Raw genomic sequence first — 17,977 nt, 5'->3', positions numbered from 1 at the left:
AATTTTTTTATGATAGATTAAATAAGGAGTGCTGTTATTTTTCAATAAAAAATCTGTAAATATAAGAGCAACAACTCAAGCTAAAAAATTTTAAGCCAAGTTTTTGTATGATAATATAGGTTTTAAAAACATAATTGCTAAAAATCTTTCTTTGGGTTTTTTAATAATAGTTTTCTTTAATTACCTGAGTATGGAAATGTTCTAAGGTTGAGTCAGGATGTTTGGGGAACTCTCTATTGAAGATCAAATATCATTGATTTAAGTATTTTGAGAAAATATCAGCCCATTCTAGTTTTTCTTCTTGGGTAAAATCATATATTCAAATAACATGTCTTTTAGGTATTATCATCAAATGCTCTTTTGTTTTTGGGTATGGGTATCAGTTTTTTATTACAAGAAAGTTTTTGTATTCTTCTATTAATTCGTAATTGCCGTTGCACATTGGACAGTTGGAAGCAAAACCATCATGGTTGGGTTTTTGAGCTTTTTTGTCGTATGGAGTTGGTTTTCTTTTATATATAGCACATGGTTTTTTTCCTACAATTTTTTCATAGATTCGAAGTAGTAAGTCTCATATTTTGTTTCTGCAGTTTCTTAACATTTGTTTTTGAATATCAAATTAAACTTACTACAATAATTAAGTATTTTCCCACAAAATTCAAGCTGTGTTTAAATTTTTTGTTTGTGAAAAATTTATTTTTAAAGCTTAAATTCAAAAAAATTTAGCTGAATTTATGCTTGTGCTTGCGATTGTATTTTTGTATTATGTAAGGATATCCGATATATTTACATACGGCGTATGTAATAGTATTGTATATATTTACATACGGCGAAAACAATTAGGGGTGGTAAATAGTATTAAAAATTATCAAAAAAATTAGAAAAGAACTTTTTTCTAAGTGATTTCAAGCACCCCAAATATCCAAAAAAATTACTTATTCTTGATAAACATGGCATCCCCAAAACTAAAAAATCTATACTCTTCTTGGATAGCAAAATGGTATGCATCAAACAAGTTTTCATACCCCATAAATCATGCCACCAAAGCCAACAAACTACTTTGAGGTAGATGAAAATTTGTTATTAGGTTTTGTACTATTTTGAATTCAAATCAGGGATATATAAAAACTTTGGTATAAAATTCAATTTGATTTTCGTTAAACTTCAAGCCTTGAATTTCATTATTTGACTGTTTTTTGACAAAATCTCGGAATTTGATAGTTTGTTGATCAAATTTGAAATTCTTTCTAACCTCATCCCATAAATATGGCAGGCTTTCCAACACCCTTGTAGAAGTTGTCCCTACTCATACAATATCTTTTCAGCAATAATAATAATCTGCTATTTTTTCAAAAATTTGCTTGTCTATGATTACTTTTTCTTGATGAATATCATACTCTCTAATGTCTTCTGTAATAATAGGTTTGAATGTTCATATTCATATATGCAATGTTAGGTATTCAAAAATAATTCATTGAGATTGAAGAGTTGACATAAGATTGTTTGTAAAATGCAATCAGGCAGTTGGAGCTGCTGTAGAGCCATCTATTTGCGCAAAATTTGTTTGATACAGTTCTTTTTTGTTTGAGTTTTCTTGTATATAAGGAGGCAGAGGAATAGTTCAGTGTTTTTCAAGAAAATCATGTATACTCATCCCGTGCAGTCTTAGAATTCTTCAGGCTATGGTTATTTTTTCAACCATTATAAAAATATCCTCTTCTATATAGATTTTGGCTCATACAATAAATTTGTCTCCTGGGAAAACCATCGCCTCAAATCTGTTGTCTCACAGATTATCCAAGAAAAACACTTGTCCTGATTTCAAAAACTTGTGTTTGTTGTTTTTATCAACAATTTCTTTTTGCTGAAGAAAAACTTGTGCTTTTACCACTTTTGAGTTGTTGAAAAAAAGAACACTTTCATTGCTAAGAAAGTTTGAAATGTCTTTGAATAAACCCTGCATGTATTTGTATCAGCTTGATTGTTTTTGACAAACCAAAAGCTTAGAGTTGTCCGGAGGCTGTACAGGATTTTGTGCAATAAGACTTTCAGGCAGATCATAATCATAATCTTTGGTTTTATACATTTTCAAACAAAAAATTGGATAAACCATAGGATAATAATTATTTGCTCCAATTTTTAAAGAAAGAATTAAATAATTTTCTCAAAAATTAAGTTGCATTATTAGTTATACTAGTTATACTAGTTGTACTATTTATACTCAAAAAAATAAAAATGGACGAACTAACCAATCAAGAAACTTGTGGGGTAAAAATTCATGGTACTGCAAAAGTATGACCCAAATGACAAATAGTAATACCTCAGGAAGTTAGACAAATGTTGGATCTAAATCCTGGAGACAATGTAATGGTTTGAACAAAACACGGGAAAGTAGTATGGGTAATCAAACCGGAAGATATAAATGAGTTTTCAGATAGGATGAAAAAAGAAATAGAAGAAAAAGACAAACTAAGACAAGAAGACATGAAAAAACAAGCTTATGAAGATATAGAAAAATTAGAAAACACTCTAAATCGCTACAAACAAAATTAATCAAATTTATAAAATAAGAAAAATTCTATGAGAAAAGCTATTTTGGCAATTTTATTAGTTACTGTATTGTGATTGTATGGCTGTGAAGATTGAGAAGAAGACATAGAAGAAGAACAAAGACCTTATAGTATAGATACACAAAAAATACAAGATTTTGATTCTGAAGCATATTTCAAAAAAAATGGAAGGGTGCAGTCAGCAAAAGATATTGAAAAATGATCTCAAGTAGCAGGTAGGGTATCTTCAATCAATGTCAAAGAATGAGATCAAGTAACACAATGACAAACCTTGTTGGAAATGGAAGACTCTGTTGCAAATTATAGATTACAACAACAACTTGCTCAAAACAACCTAAGACAGGCAGAAATTGAATATGAACAAACCCAAAGACAACTGGACAAAAACCTAAGAGACTTACAAAGGTGAATAGAACAGTCAGAACTTGACTATCAGTCTGCAGATTTAGAAAAAAGACAAACACAGTCAGACTTAGAAAAGAACATTAGGTCTTTGGAAAGAGCAAAGAGACAGGCTAAACTTGACTATGAAATAACTCAACAAGATTTTGAAAAACAAGTAGAACAGTTAGAATACGAAAGATCTCTTAGAGATATGCAAGCAGATAGTTCGATTGCTAGAAGAGAACTAGAAAATTTGGAAAAAGAACTTGAAAACGCAAGAGATGAACTTGAAAGTTTGGAAACAAATAATCAGCAACAAATCAACTCATTTTCAACAAACATAGAAAATGTTTATGACGATTATTTAAGTTTGGTGGATGAAATCAATTATGAAGCAGACAAGCTATTAGGTGTGACAAGTGAAAATAGAAATTACAACAATAGGTTTGATACTTACTTGTGAGCCAAAAGCAATAGTACAAGAATAAGAGCTGAAAACAAACTTAGAGAAAGCATAAGAAAGTATGAAAACCTTGAAGAACAAGATTTTGATGATCTATCTCAAGAAAATATTCAATGAAAAGTGCAAGATCTTGTTGATTGATTAGTGCAAACCAGAGATATGCTAGATGAGATAGAATCAACTTTGAGAAACTCTATCACATCATCTTCTTTTACTCAAACAGAAATTGATGGATACAAAGAACAGTTTGGATGATATAGAACAAGTATTGGCTCAACGCTATCAGAAACAAGAACCCTAAGAGATGAGGTAGATTCATTTTTTGAAAATTATATTAGAGAAGAAAGAATTCTAAAAAGAGATATAGAAAGAATGGAGTCAGAAAAAGGTATACTCCAAGATGAGCTAGACCAAGCAGACTATGATTTGGGGGTAGAATACGAAAGACTTTTGCTTCAGCAAAAAGAAGCTCTTGAAAATGCTGAAATTGCTCTTGAAAATGCAATAGACGACCTTGAACAAGCCAAACAAGACAAAGAATATACAATGGAATCTTTGGAAAATAGTATAGAAAATGCGCAAATATGACTGGAATGAGCAGAAGATGACTATCAACAAGCCCAAGAAGACTTGGACCTGGATATAGAAGCAGCCAGAGCTGCTATGAATTCAGCAAGAATAGAGTATCAAGAAGCAACAGATGCAGTAAATGACCTAACAGTACAAGCACCAATAGATGGTAAGATATGACAGGTTCATGTAAATGAATGACAAGAAATATCTGAGTGAGATATTTTGTTTGAGATTTCATGAAAAGCAGAAAATGAAATAAGAATTTCTTTTAGAGAAAGAGAAATGGACTATGTTAGAGAGTGAATGGATGTAGAGATTCTGCACCAAGGAGAATCATATATATGAAAACTTTACTCTATATCTCAAACTGCAGATGAAAATCTGAACTACTCTGCTAGAGTTAGACTGCAGGAAGAAATCCCAAGACTTTGAGATTTTGTCACTGTATTAGTTTTTGTAGATATGAAACATCCTATAATTCCAGTAAATATTTTAAGCAATGTACAAGACAACAAAGCCAATATAAATATATACGAGAATGGTGAACTTAGGCAGAAAGAAGTAGAAATACAACAGGTTGTATGAAAGTGAGTTTTGCTAAAAACTCCTATTGAAGAATGAACTAAAATTATCACAAGTAATGTTAGGTGATACAATGAAGAAGACTTTTACCTACAAAAGCAATAGTTATTTAACTTATTAAAAAATTTTTATGAAAGAGTTTGTCAAATCTTTGGAAAATAGCTTTTTTGGATTTTGGGTAAAAAACTATAAGCTGTCTTTCTTGTTTGTGGTTTTAATAGTATTTCTTGGTGGTAGTGCAATATATCAAATACCCAAAGAAAGTACTCCAGAAATAGAAATTCCAGTACTACAAATAAACACATCTTATGCATGAGTAAATGCAGATGATATAGACTCTTTGATTACAGATAAGATTGTAAGACAGTTGCAGTGAGTTGATTGAATCAGGCAAATAGATGCTACAAGTAGTCTTTGAGTTTCTAGTATTACTGTAGAACTTTTTGACAATATCGACCCCAGAGAAAAGCTTATAACTGTAGAAGATGAGGTAGATCAAGTAGATTTACCTTCGGATGCTGATGATCCATCAGTTTCAGATATCACAACCGAAAATCAACTTATATTCAATTTGGTTCTTTATTCACAAGACTATTCCCAAGATGAACTCAAAGAAAAAGCAAGAGAAGTTAGAGATCAATTTGAATGAAGATGAGGTGTAGCAAACATAGATGTTGTATGATCAGCAGATTATGATTATGAAATCAATGTAAACCAAGATGAACTTGATAGTATATGACTTTCTATAAATGATATTTCTGATGTGCTTGAAGCTTATCACACAAACACCCCTCTTTGAAATTATACAGTAGACGATTTTGATTATGATTTTAGGATAGAGTGAGAAGTTGATGATATCCAAGAGTTGATGGATTTGGTGATTCATGGTCAAGATTGATCTTATGTGAAATTACAAGATGTGGCTTCTTATCAGAAAAAATACGATGACGATGCCAAAAGATTTGCCTGACTTATTCAGGATAGCAAAAGATATTCTTCTGTAAGTTTGGAGTTTGAAAAAGACCAACAAACCAGTATTTTTGCAGCTTCAAATTTTGCAAAGTCTGAGATAGACAAACTAATAAACTCTACAGAATTTGCTTGAATCAATTATTTTTATACATCAGATTTGGCAGCTCTTATTATAGAAGATTATGAAACTTTGGCAGAAAATTGACTAATAACTTTGGTACTTGTTTTTGCTTTGTTGTTTTTGTTTATATGATTCAAACAGTCAATATTGGCAAGTTTGGCATTGCCCCTTGCCTTTATGATTACTTTTTTTGTCCTAAATCAGTTGGGGTATACAATGAACTTTTTAACAAATTTTTCATTGGTTCTTAGTTTCTGAATAGCTATAGATGTTATTATTGTGATAGTAGAGTGAGCCAGTCAAAAAATTAGGCTGTGATACTCACCCAAAAACGCTATACTTTTGGCAATTAGAGATCTTTGGAGACCTATGACTTCTTGAGCTGCTACTACTTTGGCTGTTTTCTTGCCTTTGATATTTTTGCCGGGAATGATGTGAAATTTCTTAGCTTATATACCAGTCACTGTATTTTCGGTAGTTTTTGCAGCTTGGCTTTTGTCTTTGACCCTCAATTCAGCAATTTTTTATAAACTAAACAAAGATCCAAAATGTTATTTTGGGAATCCTGGAGCAGAAGAGCTTTTGTCAAAGCAGGAAAGAGAACTTTTGGAGCATGATAGGAAATGAAAATACGAAAAAACTGAATGAAAACAGAAAAAAGATGTGTTTTTTGATTTTTTGCAAGACTGATATGCAAACCTATTGTGAATCATAATGAGGAATAAATTTACCAGACTTACTACTATATGGATCCCTGTGGTTTTACTTGTTTTGAGTTTCATCTTTCTTTCACCAAGGATAGGTTTTACTTTGTTTCCAAGTTCTGATACAGATTTTATGCAAGTAAGCATAGAATGACCAAGTGGTATTAGTAGTGAGTACATGAGTGAGTATACCTCTTGATTTGAAAGCAAGTTCAATGATATTATGGAAATTGAAGATTACTCTTATTATGTGGATTCGGATACTATATGACTGGATATCAATCTGTTGTCTGTAAGTGAAAGGGAAAATATGAATCTTTGAAATGTATATGATGTAGAAGAAAAAGTACTAGAAAAACTCCAACACTTAGAAAACAAATGAATGTCTATATCTACTCAGATACAAGATGGATGACCACCCCAAGACTCAGAGCCTATATGAGTTAGGCTTGTTGCTGACTCAATAGAATATTTTGACAAACTTTTGGAAGTGGGTGATGATTTTGAGTATTGGCTAGAAAGAAGAGAATGAATTTGAGATATTAGCATATCTTCTGATGAGTTGCCAGGACAGTATGTTTATAGTTTTGACAATTATGCCTTGGAAGAATTTGATCTTACTCCGGATGTAGTAAGTAATCAGGTTTTTTCATATTTAGATTGAAATAAAATTTGATCTATATCAAGGTGACAAGATGAGTTTGATATTGTGGTAAAATCTGATCAGTTCTGAGATAAAATTAATCCAGCTGATGTAGACAATATTCCAGTATGAGAAGGTGTGCAGTTTGGAGATGTTGCTGAAGTCAAGTTAGATAGAGCTGTAGATGAAATCAACAGGAGAGATCAAAATATTGTGCTTTCTATATGATGAGACTTAGCAAGGGGATATGAAGCAAGAACAGCAGAAATTCAATGAGATTTCAGGCAGTTTGCTCAAGAGTATGACTATCCAGAATGAATATCTTTTGAAGAAGCTTGAGAAGCCCAAGAAAATCAAGAACTTATAATATGAGTTGTTGAAGCATTTGTAATTTGAATGTTGGCAATATTTTCTATTTTGGTTTTGCAGTTCAATTCATTCTCAAAACCTTTGATGATACTATATTCAGTGGTTTTGGCTGTTTTGTGAGTAAATGTCTGACTTTGGGCTACTTGAAACCCTTATAGTATGCCTTTTGGTATTGGTTTTGTTGCCTTGGCATGAATTGTGGTAAATAATGCTATTATTCTAATAGATAGGATAAGTTCGAATCTTGAAAACACAGAAGACAATATGAAAGCATTGTTAGAAAGTTGAAGATCTAGACTTAGACCAATAATTTTGACTACATTAACTACAATCTTTGGTATTCTACCATTGGCTTTGGAGGATGAGTTCTGGGCAAGTCTTGGATTTACCGTAATTTTTGGACTTGCATTTGGATGATTGATGACTTTGTTTGTAATACCAGCTATTTATTATGAGTTTTTTATCAAAGAAAAGAAATGATTTATTAGAAGATTTTTGGGATGGATTACTAAGTTTTTCAGAAAACAAGAATAAATTATGCTATTCTTTTTGTAAAATTTTTTTTGCAAGAATTCTTACCAACTGTTTGTAAGATATTACATCCAATAAATTCTCAACAACTTCTTCTCTGTCAGATTCTTTGCAAGACTCTAATTGTTGGCGAAGCCTATAAAGACTTCAAGAGGTGGTTTTACTTCCAAGCATTAAGGCATCAGACTCTTTTAAGAGTTCTTTAACTGTCTTCTTGTTGTCTCAAATAGCAATTCATAAAGAAGCTGATAAATCTACTGTTTCTATTTGTTTGTTTTTTTTGTTTTCAGTTTCAAAAGATATCCCATTTACTTTTTGCCTAATTCTTTCTAAAATTTTTTTCACTTCTTCGCCATTATAAGTATTTACAAGAATCATAAATTCATCTCAATATAAACGGCAAGTTTTATCCTCATATCTTACTGATTCTTTTAATGCTTTTGAAAGAAGCTGTAATGCATAATCTCATACACAATGTCCATAAGTATCATTTAGCTCTTTAAAGCTATCTATATCAATATAAATAGCACTCCATCATGTTTCATCAAGCTTTGTGTCTAAATATGCTTTATTAAATAGTCCAGTTAACCTATCTTTAAATGAACTATTAAGAGCAGCAATTTTTTCTTCCAACAAAAAACTCAATCTACTAACCTCAAAAATATTTTTTAAACTTACAAATTCTTCCAAAAAAGTTTGATAGTTGCTTGAATTTAAGTTCTCTGATAAAATTATGGTAATCAAAAAAGTTTCTTTATAATTGGTTTGAATTTTTATTCAAGCTATATCTTCTTGTTTTTTAGATATATCAGTAATTTTGTATATCAGTTCTTTGTTTTCAGAATTCAAAGCTTTTTCTTCTAAGTAGCTTATTTCGTCTGTGGTTTTATCTTGTTTTTTGTGAGAGGTTTTTCTAGGCTTGCAGAACCTTAAATTATTTATTCAATTAATATTTTCTGTGACTTCATAAACTTCTAATTCCATTGTAGAAAATTTGTTGTTGAAAAAGTTCATAAGAATTTCAAAAAAATTCAAAAGTTCATAACATTCTTGTTCTTGGAATATTTTTTCAAACTCATCCATAAATGACTCCTGAATTTGTATAATTTCTGAGTATTTCTCTTTTAGCTTTTTTTCTTCGACTAAAATAGATTTTCTTCTATAAGAATCAAGAGCTTTCATTATTTGTTTTCTTTGTTGTTTTTCTATACCATGATTTTTCAATTCTTTCATAACTCACTTACAAGAAAAACTTTCTGGTAAATTCATCTAAAAGAAAATAATGAGTAAATATAGTTTTTTATATTTTTTATTTTTATGTTGTCAAGGTTTTTTTATAGCTATTTTGTAAGAAAAAATTAATTGTTTTCTGATTCTTTCTCTGTATTATCAATTTTTTTAAGGATAAAGACAACTATAAAAAGTGCTACTACTGTGATAAAAATAGCATATAGAAAGCTCAGCAGTATTCATGCAAATGGGAAACTTTCTTTTATTATGCTTATTATTGTTCTTATTGCTCAGTCCCAAGCCAAAGCAATAACCATCCCAACAAAAAGTTTCATTACTTCAGTAACTATTTCCATAGTTCTTTTGTCTTTTATCATTTATTTTCTTTTTAAATATTTAAATAATATTAAGATTTGAGTTCTAATTATAAACATTTTAAGTACTTTTTCAAAAAAGTTATTTATATTTTTTATTGGTAATTTGTTTTTGAGTTGACTTTTGGTAAAAAATTTTTATATAGTGTTTTAATTAAATCTTAATTTTACTTTTTATGCTAAAAACTCCAGAGTATTTTGAGAATTATGGTTTTGGCAACTCTTATTCTTTTAAAGATCTTACAAAATTAGCTTTAATATGAGTCCTTAGTTGTTCAATATATTGAAAAGATGTAAAATCAATGGATTATAGTCCTGATGAAATCTGAGTAAGAGAAGTATCTATGGATCATTACCCTTATAATATGCGAGAGAATAGGGATTTTTTTGTACAAAACTTGAACTATTTGGTCCAAAATATAGGAAATAATTCTGCAGATTGAGCATTAGATTTTATTAAAAATTATCCTTGAACTGTAGATGATATGTTGTATATACTCAAAAACTGACTTAGGTTTGTACATCCAGAAAATGCTGATAATGTGCATTTAACAATTCAAATAGTTTATTCTATAGAATGATTTCAAAACAAAGTTCCAGAAACAACAGAAGAAAAAACATATACTACCCAAGAAGAAGATAATGAATTTCAGCCTTGAGATGTTATAGAAATTGATGATATCCCAGAAGCATCAAGACAGATGGAAACTTGGGATTAATTTCTTGAATTTTGAGTTTTATTGTGTATAAGTTGAATTACATTTATAATATAATTTTTTGATATGCAAGCTACAGCAGTAGAGCCATGATTAAGTTGATTTGTTACCATATTTTCTGTTTTTACTTTATATATGTTGCCAACGATAATAGCTTTAATAAAATGAAAAAAAATACTTCTGCACATAATTGTAGTGAATATTTTTACAGGGTGGACATTTGTGTGATGGATAATTGCTATCACAATGTGTTTTTTGGATGATAGAAGGTATTTTTTTGACAACAACTTGAATAATTTAGATGAAAATTCAAATAAGCAATAAAAATGGAAAAATTAATTTCAAGAACTCAAGTAGATCACCATAGTTTGCAGTATATGACAGAAGATTTAGTAAATATAAGGTTTTCTGACATAGAGTCAGATAGGATTTTTGAGATAATAGAATTTAATCCTGAAAAAGATCTGGAAGCTTTCTTGAATTCTTTATCGTTTTTTTATTATCTCATAGCTTTGGACAACCATTTTGATGTGTATAGCTGACAATTATATGTGAGTTTATGAGTAATCATAGAAAAACTAGAATTTTATCTTGAAAGATGTACAAAGCAAGAACTTATAAGAGTTTGGTTTGTTTTTATGAAATATCGTAAAATTTTGGATGTGAAAGTTTAAAAATATTTTATTTTGGTTTAGACAAGACCTTAGGGTTTTTGATAATGTATGATTATGGAATGCAATTGAAGACTGAGAAAATGTATTGCCAGTTTTTATTTTTGATGAAAAAATTCTAGATAGATTTCCACAAAACGACAAAAGACTATGATTTCTAAAGGATGCTCTTATTAGGCTTGATTCTCAGCTGCAAGAAAAATGATCAAGACTATATTCAGCAGTTGGAGATCCACAAAAATTGTTGCCCCAAATAGTAAAAGAAAACAATATAGATGCAGTATACACAAATAGATCTTATTGACCATACTGAACTACTAGGGATACAAATATTAAAAAATCTATTAATGCTGAATTTTGTCAGTTTGAAGACTTTTTTTTGGTAAAGCCTGAAAATGTGCCTGTAAGAAAAGTGTTTACTCCTTTTTATAAACAATGGAAAAATGTTTTTGAGTTCTCTTGAATCTTAAATATAGACAAAAAAATTTCTACAATGTCTACTAGCTTGTCTACTGTTGTTGATTACTTGGATAAGTTTGATTTTGAGAATTTGTGGGATGTGCATGAATGAGACAATATATTAAAAAATTTTGATTTTTGTAATTATGAAAATACCAGAAACTATCCGTTTCAAGACTGAACAAGCAAGTTGTCTCCTTATGTCAGATTTGGTCTGGTGTCTATTAGGCAAGTTTATGATGCAATCCAAAAATCAAATTGTGATAATGATGTTTTTTTGTCTGAAATAGCTTGGAGAGAGTTTTGGAATCATATAGCTATAAACTTTCCTTGGACAGAAAATTTAGAGTTTTTGGAGAAAAGAAGGTGACTTGATTGGTTAAATGAAGAAAAACTTTTCGAAGCTTGGAAAGAATGACAAACAGGTTATCCTCTAGTAGATGCAGGTATGAGACAACTAAAGCAGGAAAGCTGGATTCACAATAGAGTAAGAATGGTAGTTGCTAGTTTTTTGACAAAAGACTTGTTGATAGATCGAAGGTGGTGAGAAAGACATTTTGAAAATTACTTACTTGATTATGATAGGAATGTAAATATCTGAAACTGGCAGTGGGCATCATCTGTGTGAGCTGATCCAAAACCTATGAGGATTTTTAATCCTATGCTACAATCTCAAAGATTTGATCCAGAATGTAAATATATCAAAAAATATATTCCAGAGCTAGAAAACTATCATCCATGACAAATTCACAACCCTTTGAGGTATAATCTTTCTTATGCAAAGCCGGTTGTAGATCATTTTGAAAGGTCAAAAATTGCCAAAAATATTTATAACAAGCAAAATATTGACATCTAAATTTGTTTTCTTTAGCATAAAAAATGAACTTATCTAAAATTGTAAAAAATTATTCTTTGGTTGATATAATTGATATTGAACAACAAAAGGATGGTCAGTTTGTAGCATTACAAAGCTCCTATGAAAATATTTCTCACAAGGATGTAAATAGTGCATCAGCAAAGTTTTTGAAGGCTGTTTTGATAAATGCTCTGATTTCATATCAGCTTAGTTGAACTTGAGAAGATTGGTGGAGAGAGTTTTGAATATGGATTTCATCTGATTTTGACAATATAGACATTTTTTCGACAAAGCACTGGGAGGAGTTTTTGCTTTCTTCTCAAAACAATAAAAGATTGGTTAATATCAAATTAAAAAGAATTCAAAAAATAAGTAGTTTTTTGGACAAGATAGACAGTATTTGACAACTAAAATATTATTATGAAAATATGGATGTTTTGAATCAAGATATTGCATACTATATGAATCAAAAAAAAACATCCAAGACTGTTGTTTTTGCAGTGAAAATGTTTGGTTATGCAGGTAGGTTTGTTTTTCAGGAAATGATATATTATCCAATGAGTATAGGTATACCAGTTGATAGTAGGCTATTGAAGATTTATTCTATAGAAAAATCTACAAAACAGCCTGATTTATTAGAAGTAAACAACTTTTTTGATCAATTATCCAAAGACAGTAATATTCCACCATTGCATTTGGATTCATTGTTGTGGGTTGAAATTTGGTGAAAATATATAAAAAATAATATCTAAACTTTAGTAAGAAATATATTTTAAATTAATTTTTTTATAAGATTATCATTAAAAACAGGAATATACTCAAAAACTACATTAAAAAGACAAATACTTTTCTTCTAAATTGAGTAAGAGATAAAGTTTGATGCTTTTTGTACTGCTCTCTAAATAACAATTCAAATATTTTCAAAATTTATAATTTTTTAGAAAAATCCATACGCACAAATTTAACAAAATTACAAATTTTTTGGTTTTTTGTGCTTCCACTCCCTTAATTATTTTCGCAGTATGTAAATATATACGATACTATTACATACGCCGTATGTAAATATATCAGATATCCTTACATAACACAAAAATACAATTGCTACTGCAAGCCTAAATTCAGCTAGATTTTTTAAAATCAAGCTTTAAAGGTAAATAAAATCTACAGTAAATTCTAATTTTTAGTTTTTTGTGCAATATAATTGCTCAACAATAAATTATAGCCCTTTATATTATTATGTTTTTTATTTGTAACTTAGTGTAAATTTGGGATGTTTGTAGGGTGTATACTTGATATTAGTTGATACATTATAGCAAATACTTGCTATTTATTAGATAAACTCATATTTTTGTTTCTTTTTCTAAAAGAAATGTCTACGAAACTTTCCTTGATACAACAAATAATTTTTCTTTTAATTAAAATTGAGAACAAGTTTGATTCTTTTTAATTGCTCTCAAAATAAAGTTGAAAATTGAAAAAAAATATTTATATTTTTTACTGTTTTATATGGCAACTAATAACAAGGATATGAAAGATTTTTGGCAAAGAATATTTAGAATAATAGTATGATTAGCTTTTTTGTGATATATATGATTTTTGATAATAAATAGTGTTTCTTTGGTGTGAGAAGAAGCATTGTCTACTATGCAAGATTATATAATGTATTGAGTTCTTATTTTGTTGTTTTTGGTTTTTGTGTATGATGGAGTAAAGCCAATATGTTTCAATAAACCAAGATTAGCATATTTTTTTGTTTCTATGTTTATGATAATGTTTTGATATTATTGAATCCAAGATGCTCCAGATAAATATTTATATATTTGAGATATGGTATCATTTTTGTGAGTTTTGATATTTATATTGTGAATGGCAGGATTTCTGACTCCAAAACTTTGTCAGGAAAAAATAGAAGAAGAAAAAGTAGAAATAATCGAGGCATAATATATGAAAAACTACAGGATCAAGCATTTTGTAAATATACAGAACTGTTTGGTCTTTGGTATGCGGGTGTAGCTCAGCTGGCTAGAGCGTCTGCTTGCCATGCAGAAGGCCGCGGGTTCGAGTCCCGTCACCCGCTCCATAAATATATTCTGAAATATAAAGCTAGTTTGATTAAGATAAGCTAGTTTTTTATTTTGGAAAAATTTTATCTCTTTTTGAAGATAAACTACCCAAGACCCAAAAAATTTAACTCTAAAAAATTACTCACTTTATAAAGTATTTTTGATATTTTTTATAATATTTTCTTCACCAAGAATAACTATAGTTGGAGTAATAATTTCATCTTGAGTTATTTCATAAGCCATAATTATCAACTTATCTCATTTTTCTGCTAATCTTGCTGCTCATCAGTTAACACTAACTACTCTTTCTTGTGTTTCTACAGACACAGCATATGTTGACTATCTTTCTCAGTTACGAATGTTTGATATTTCAACCCTTTCACCTGATAATATTCAGGATTTTTGCATCAATTCTTGATCCAAAAACATAGATCCTTCATAATCAGGATTGGTATCTGTTACGATAGCTTGATGAATTTTGGATCTTAGTATTTGTTTCATTGCCAAAAATTAGTATATCAAGTAGTTTTTATTTTTTTAATTTTGCTTCTCATTTAAGTTCATCTACCTCAAAACTCTTGATAATATCAGGATTTTCCAAACTTTCAACAATATAGGACAAAGTCTCTTGCTGGATATAATCCCCAAATTTTTCTACTATTCCAAAATTATCGTTATCAAAATTAATTTCTACCTGTATTCTATCATCTACATTATAGTCTGCTTCTTTTCTTGCTTCTTGAATATATCTTATTATATCTCTTGCGTATCATTCATTTTTTAGTTCTTCTGTGATATTTAGATCAAGACCTACCACGATTCATACGTCTCACTCTACATCTGGTCATCACTCTTTCTTTTCGTATACTATTTCGTATTCATCAGGTTCCAGTACGAAATCTATCACATTTACTTTTCATCCATCGATTTGTTTAAAATTACCTTCTTTAGCGTTTTTTATTATATCCTGTACAGACTTACCATATTTTGGTCACAAAAGCTTTGCATTTGGTTTGCATATTTTGGTCGCTATTTTGCTCATATCATCCAGTATTTCTACTTCCTTTACATTAAGCTCTTCTTTGATTATCTGTATATAATAATCATCAAGCTTTTCTCATATACTTAGAGTTGACAAAGGTTGTCTTACTCTAATGTTATTTTTAGCTCTCAAAGAAAGCCCAAGACTTATAATTTTTTGTACTTTTTGCATATCCTCACTTAAATTATTGTTTATTTTGCTTTCATCATACTCCGGGAAGTATTCTAGATGAACTGATTCTTTGCCTGTTAGTATTTTAAAAACTTTTTCTGAAATAAAAGGACACAATGGAGCAAGTACTTTACTAAATTCTACAAGTACATGATAAAGTACTTGATATGCACTCATTTTATCCTCGTCATTTTCTGATTTCCAGAACCTTCTTCTGCTTCTGCGAATATACCAGTTTGATAAATTTTCTATAAATACTGATACAACTTTTGTTGCTCCCTGCAAATCATAATCTTGCATATATTGATCAACATCTCTTATTAGTTTGTTAAGCTCAGAAACAATCCACCTATCAAGTGGGTTTTCTGGATTTGGATTGTTATCAGAAGGTTTGAAATTATCAATATTTGCATAAGTGGTGAAAAAATATAATGTATTCCATACTGGCAACAATACTTTTTTTACTGTATCCTCTACTCATTCATTTTTGAAATTCATATCACCTCATCTCACCAAAGGACTTGCCATCATATAAAACCTCAAAGAATCTCATCAATACTGCTTCATTAATACCTTTGGATCAGTAAAGTTATTGAAAGACTTGGACATTTTCCTTCCATCACTTCCTGCAATTACACCTGTAGTTAATACATTATTATAAGCCTGAGATCCAAACATAGCAGTAGAGACAACATGCATCACATAAAACCAAGCTCTTACCTGACCAACGTATTCAGCTATAAAATCTGCAGGGAATCACTGTCTAAACTTCTCTTCATTTTCAAAAGGATAATGGAGCTGAGCAACTGGCATACTACCACTTTCTAGCCACACATCAACAACTTCTGGCACTCTTTTCATCAATCATTCACATTCTGGACACTGAAATATTATTTCATCAATATAAGGCCTATGAAGATCAGTAATTTCTTGTCAACTAAGCTGTTTTATCTCTTCTCTAGAACCAACTACTTTGATATTTCAACAATTTTCACAAGTCCACATTGGCATAGGAGTTGCCCAATATCTATTTCTTGAAAGACACCAATCAGGAGCTGCTTCAATGTTTTTAGCAAATCTTCAGTATTTCAAATGCTCAGGATACCAACTTATATTTTCATTTTTATCCAAAAGCTTGTCCTTGATAGACTGTACATCCAAAAACCAACTATCCTGTGCTCTATAAACAAGAGGTTCATTAGTTCTTGGACATATTGCCACTCTATGGGTAATGCTTTCCTTTCTGAAAAGTTTGCCTTCTTGTTTTAATCTTTCCATAATATCTTCCTGACAGTCTTTGATAAACCTTCATTTATAATCAGGAATTTCTTCTGAGTAGTTACACTCATCATCTATTGCTTCAGTCTGATGTAGTCAGTATTGTTTTCATAGCCCAAAGTCTTCTTCACCAAATTCAGGAGCCTGATGTCATATACCTGTTCAATTAGTATCTGTAATGAAATCAGCATGATAAATCTTAAAATTATTCTCTCCTACTTTATCTTTATAAAAAGGAAAAACTGGTTCATAAATTAATCATTCTAGTTTGTTTCCTTTGAAAGAATCAAGTATTTTATAGTTACCTTTTCATTTCATTATATCTTCTAATCTATTTTCAGCAACCAGAAATTTTCATTCTTCTGTTTCAACTATAACATAGTCACACTCTTTATTAATAGCCAATGCCATATTAGCAGGCAGAGTCCAAGGTGTAGTAGTCCAAACCAGTGCTGAAATTCCTTCTCGATTTGATCAATTTGGAGAAAGGTCAAATTTTACTGTAATTGATGGATCATTTACATTTTCATAACTGTCATCCATTGCAACTTCAAAATTTGATATAGGAGTACCAAGTTTTACACTGTACAGAGAAATTCTTTTACCTTTGTAAATCATTCATTTATCATAAAGTTCTTTGAAAACCCACATTACAGACTCCATATAGTCTTGATCCATTGTTTTATAAGCATTTTGAAAATCAACCCATCTTCATATATGATCAATATACCAATCCCACTCACTACTTACTTGATTGGTGTAATTATAACATTCTTTAATAAAATTTTCTACTCAGGTAGATTCTATTTCTGAGTTTTTTGTTAGTCATAATTTTTTCATTACTTTTTCTTCTACAGGAATTCAGTGACAATCCCATCACCAAACTCTCTCACATCTTTTTCATTTCATAGTCCAATATCTTGGAATTGCATCTTTAACAGTAGAAGCAAGAAGATGTCAGTGATGTGGCACACCTGTAATAAAAGGAGGTCAATCATAAAATCTGAAAGTATTTTCTTTGGGTCTTTGCTCTACAGACTTTTGAAAAGTGTTGTTTTGCTTCCAAAAATCAATTATTTCCTGATCCAAATCACCAAAATTCTGTTTCGGAGAAAGCTCCTGAAAATTTCACATTAGAATTTGAGTATTAAAATTTAAAAACAATTATAATATAGAGAAAATCTAAGTTTTTTCAAGTAGATTTA

16 protein-coding genes and 1 tRNA gene are annotated in these 17,977 nt (G+C 29.9%); 10 read left to right on the top strand and 7 right to left on the bottom strand.

Features of this window, described 5'->3' with window-relative positions:
- Positions 1 to 160: 160 nt before the first annotated feature.
- Both HLG78_RS02120 and queA read right to left on the bottom strand, forming a co-directional pair.
- Positions 161 to 601 carry an HIT family protein gene (locus HLG78_RS02120; RefSeq protein ID WP_231180228.1) on the bottom strand — a complete coding sequence of 147 codons (441 nt, stop codon included), beginning with the start codon at positions 599 to 601 and terminating at the stop codon, positions 161 to 163.
- 330 nt (positions 602 to 931) lie between these two features.
- Positions 932 to 2,182: a tRNA preQ1(34) S-adenosylmethionine ribosyltransferase-isomerase QueA gene (queA, locus tag HLG78_RS02115; protein ID WP_231180225.1), complete on the bottom strand. Its 1,251-nt coding sequence runs from the start codon at positions 2,180 to 2,182 to the stop codon at positions 932 to 934.
- Between the two features lie 53 nt (positions 2,183 to 2,235).
- Here queA and HLG78_RS02110 point away from each other — a divergent pair, with 53 nt between their 5' ends.
- The 3 genes from HLG78_RS02110 to HLG78_RS02100 are packed head-to-tail and all read left to right on the top strand — an operon-like array spanning position 2,236 to position 7,915.
- Complete coding sequence (locus tag HLG78_RS02110) at positions 2,236 to 2,553, top strand: AbrB/MazE/SpoVT family DNA-binding domain-containing protein (protein WP_231180224.1); 318 nt, start codon at positions 2,236 to 2,238, stop codon at positions 2,551 to 2,553.
- A gap of 27 nt (positions 2,554 to 2,580) precedes the next feature.
- Entirely contained in the window at positions 2,581 to 4,677 is a 2,097-nt protein-coding gene (locus HLG78_RS02105) for an HlyD family efflux transporter periplasmic adaptor subunit (protein WP_231180223.1), read from the top strand.
- A 25-nt stretch (positions 4,678 to 4,702) separates the two neighbouring features.
- Positions 4,703 to 7,915, top strand: coding sequence for an efflux RND transporter permease subunit (locus HLG78_RS02100; RefSeq protein WP_231180222.1), 3,213 nt, complete (start codon positions 4,703 to 4,705; stop codon positions 7,913 to 7,915).
- Positions 7,916 to 7,921: 6 nt separating this feature from the next.
- On the opposite strand, the gene HLG78_RS02095 is transcribed toward HLG78_RS02100, so the two are convergent.
- Together HLG78_RS02095 and HLG78_RS02090 are read right to left on the bottom strand one after the other, a co-directional pair.
- Positions 7,922 to 9,181 carry a GGDEF domain-containing protein gene (locus tag HLG78_RS02095; RefSeq protein WP_231180220.1) on the bottom strand — a complete coding sequence of 420 codons (1,260 nt, stop codon included), beginning with the start codon at positions 9,179 to 9,181 and terminating at the stop codon, positions 7,922 to 7,924.
- An 89-nt stretch (positions 9,182 to 9,270) separates the two neighbouring features.
- Positions 9,271 to 9,519 carry a DUF5654 family protein gene (locus tag HLG78_RS02090; protein ID WP_231180218.1) on the bottom strand — a complete coding sequence of 83 codons (249 nt, stop codon included), beginning with the start codon at positions 9,517 to 9,519 and terminating at the stop codon, positions 9,271 to 9,273.
- 173 nt (positions 9,520 to 9,692) lie between these two features.
- On the opposite strand from HLG78_RS02090, the gene HLG78_RS02085 reads away from it, so the two are divergent.
- From HLG78_RS02085 to HLG78_RS02055, 7 genes are all read left to right on the top strand, one after another.
- Complete coding sequence (locus HLG78_RS02085) at positions 9,693 to 10,235, top strand: hypothetical protein (RefSeq protein WP_231180206.1); 543 nt, start codon at positions 9,693 to 9,695, stop codon at positions 10,233 to 10,235.
- Between the two features lie 63 nt (positions 10,236 to 10,298).
- Positions 10,299 to 10,556 (top strand): superinfection immunity protein, encoded by a 258-nt coding sequence (locus tag HLG78_RS02080; RefSeq protein WP_231180205.1) that lies wholly within the window; start codon positions 10,299 to 10,301, stop codon positions 10,554 to 10,556.
- Positions 10,557 to 10,558: 2 nt separating this feature from the next.
- The gene (locus tag HLG78_RS02075; RefSeq protein WP_231180204.1) at positions 10,559 to 10,906 is read left to right on the top strand and encodes a hypothetical protein; all 348 of its coding nucleotides are present in this window, start codon (positions 10,559 to 10,561) and stop codon (positions 10,904 to 10,906) included.
- Positions 10,893 to 12,218, top strand: a complete 1,326-nt coding sequence (locus tag HLG78_RS02070; RefSeq protein ID WP_231180203.1) for a cryptochrome/photolyase family protein — start codon at positions 10,893 to 10,895, stop codon at positions 12,216 to 12,218. The genes HLG78_RS02075 and HLG78_RS02070 overlap by 14 nt, the downstream gene beginning before the upstream one ends.
- A gap of 23 nt (positions 12,219 to 12,241) precedes the next feature.
- Positions 12,242 to 12,970 carry an N-glycosylase/DNA lyase gene (locus HLG78_RS02065; RefSeq protein WP_231180202.1) on the top strand — a complete coding sequence of 243 codons (729 nt, stop codon included), beginning with the start codon at positions 12,242 to 12,244 and terminating at the stop codon, positions 12,968 to 12,970.
- Between the two features lie 754 nt (positions 12,971 to 13,724).
- Positions 13,725 to 14,159 carry a hypothetical protein gene (locus HLG78_RS02060; RefSeq protein WP_231180201.1) on the top strand — a complete coding sequence of 145 codons (435 nt, stop codon included), beginning with the start codon at positions 13,725 to 13,727 and terminating at the stop codon, positions 14,157 to 14,159.
- 62 nt (positions 14,160 to 14,221) lie between these two features.
- Positions 14,222 to 14,298: transfer RNA gene (locus tag HLG78_RS02055), tRNA-Gly, on the top strand.
- Between the two features lie 130 nt (positions 14,299 to 14,428).
- On the opposite strand, the gene HLG78_RS02050 is transcribed toward HLG78_RS02055, so the two are convergent.
- From HLG78_RS02050 to ileS, 3 genes are read right to left on the bottom strand one after another with little or no spacing between them, the layout of a single operon-like run.
- On the bottom strand, positions 14,429 to 14,608 hold the full coding sequence (locus HLG78_RS02050; RefSeq protein ID WP_231180200.1) for an aspartate 1-decarboxylase: 180 nt from the start codon (positions 14,606 to 14,608) through the stop codon (positions 14,429 to 14,431).
- A gap of 12 nt (positions 14,609 to 14,620) precedes the next feature.
- A complete protein-coding gene (locus tag HLG78_RS02045; protein ID WP_231180198.1) occupies positions 14,621 to 14,782 on the bottom strand; it encodes an aspartate 1-decarboxylase in 162 nt (53 codons plus the stop codon).
- Between the two features lie 28 nt (positions 14,783 to 14,810).
- Complete coding sequence (gene ileS, locus HLG78_RS02040) at positions 14,811 to 17,906, bottom strand: isoleucine--tRNA ligase (protein ID WP_231180196.1); 3,096 nt, start codon at positions 17,904 to 17,906, stop codon at positions 14,811 to 14,813.
- Between the last annotated feature and the right edge of the window lie 71 nt (positions 17,907 to 17,977).

Source organism: Candidatus Absconditicoccus praedator, assembly GCF_021057185.1.
Taxonomy (GTDB): Bacteria; Patescibacteriota; Gracilibacteria; order Absconditabacterales; family Absconditicoccaceae; genus Absconditicoccus; species Absconditicoccus praedator.
The sequence above is the reverse complement of the archived record's forward strand: the minus strand, read 5'-3'. Positions and strand labels throughout refer to the sequence as shown.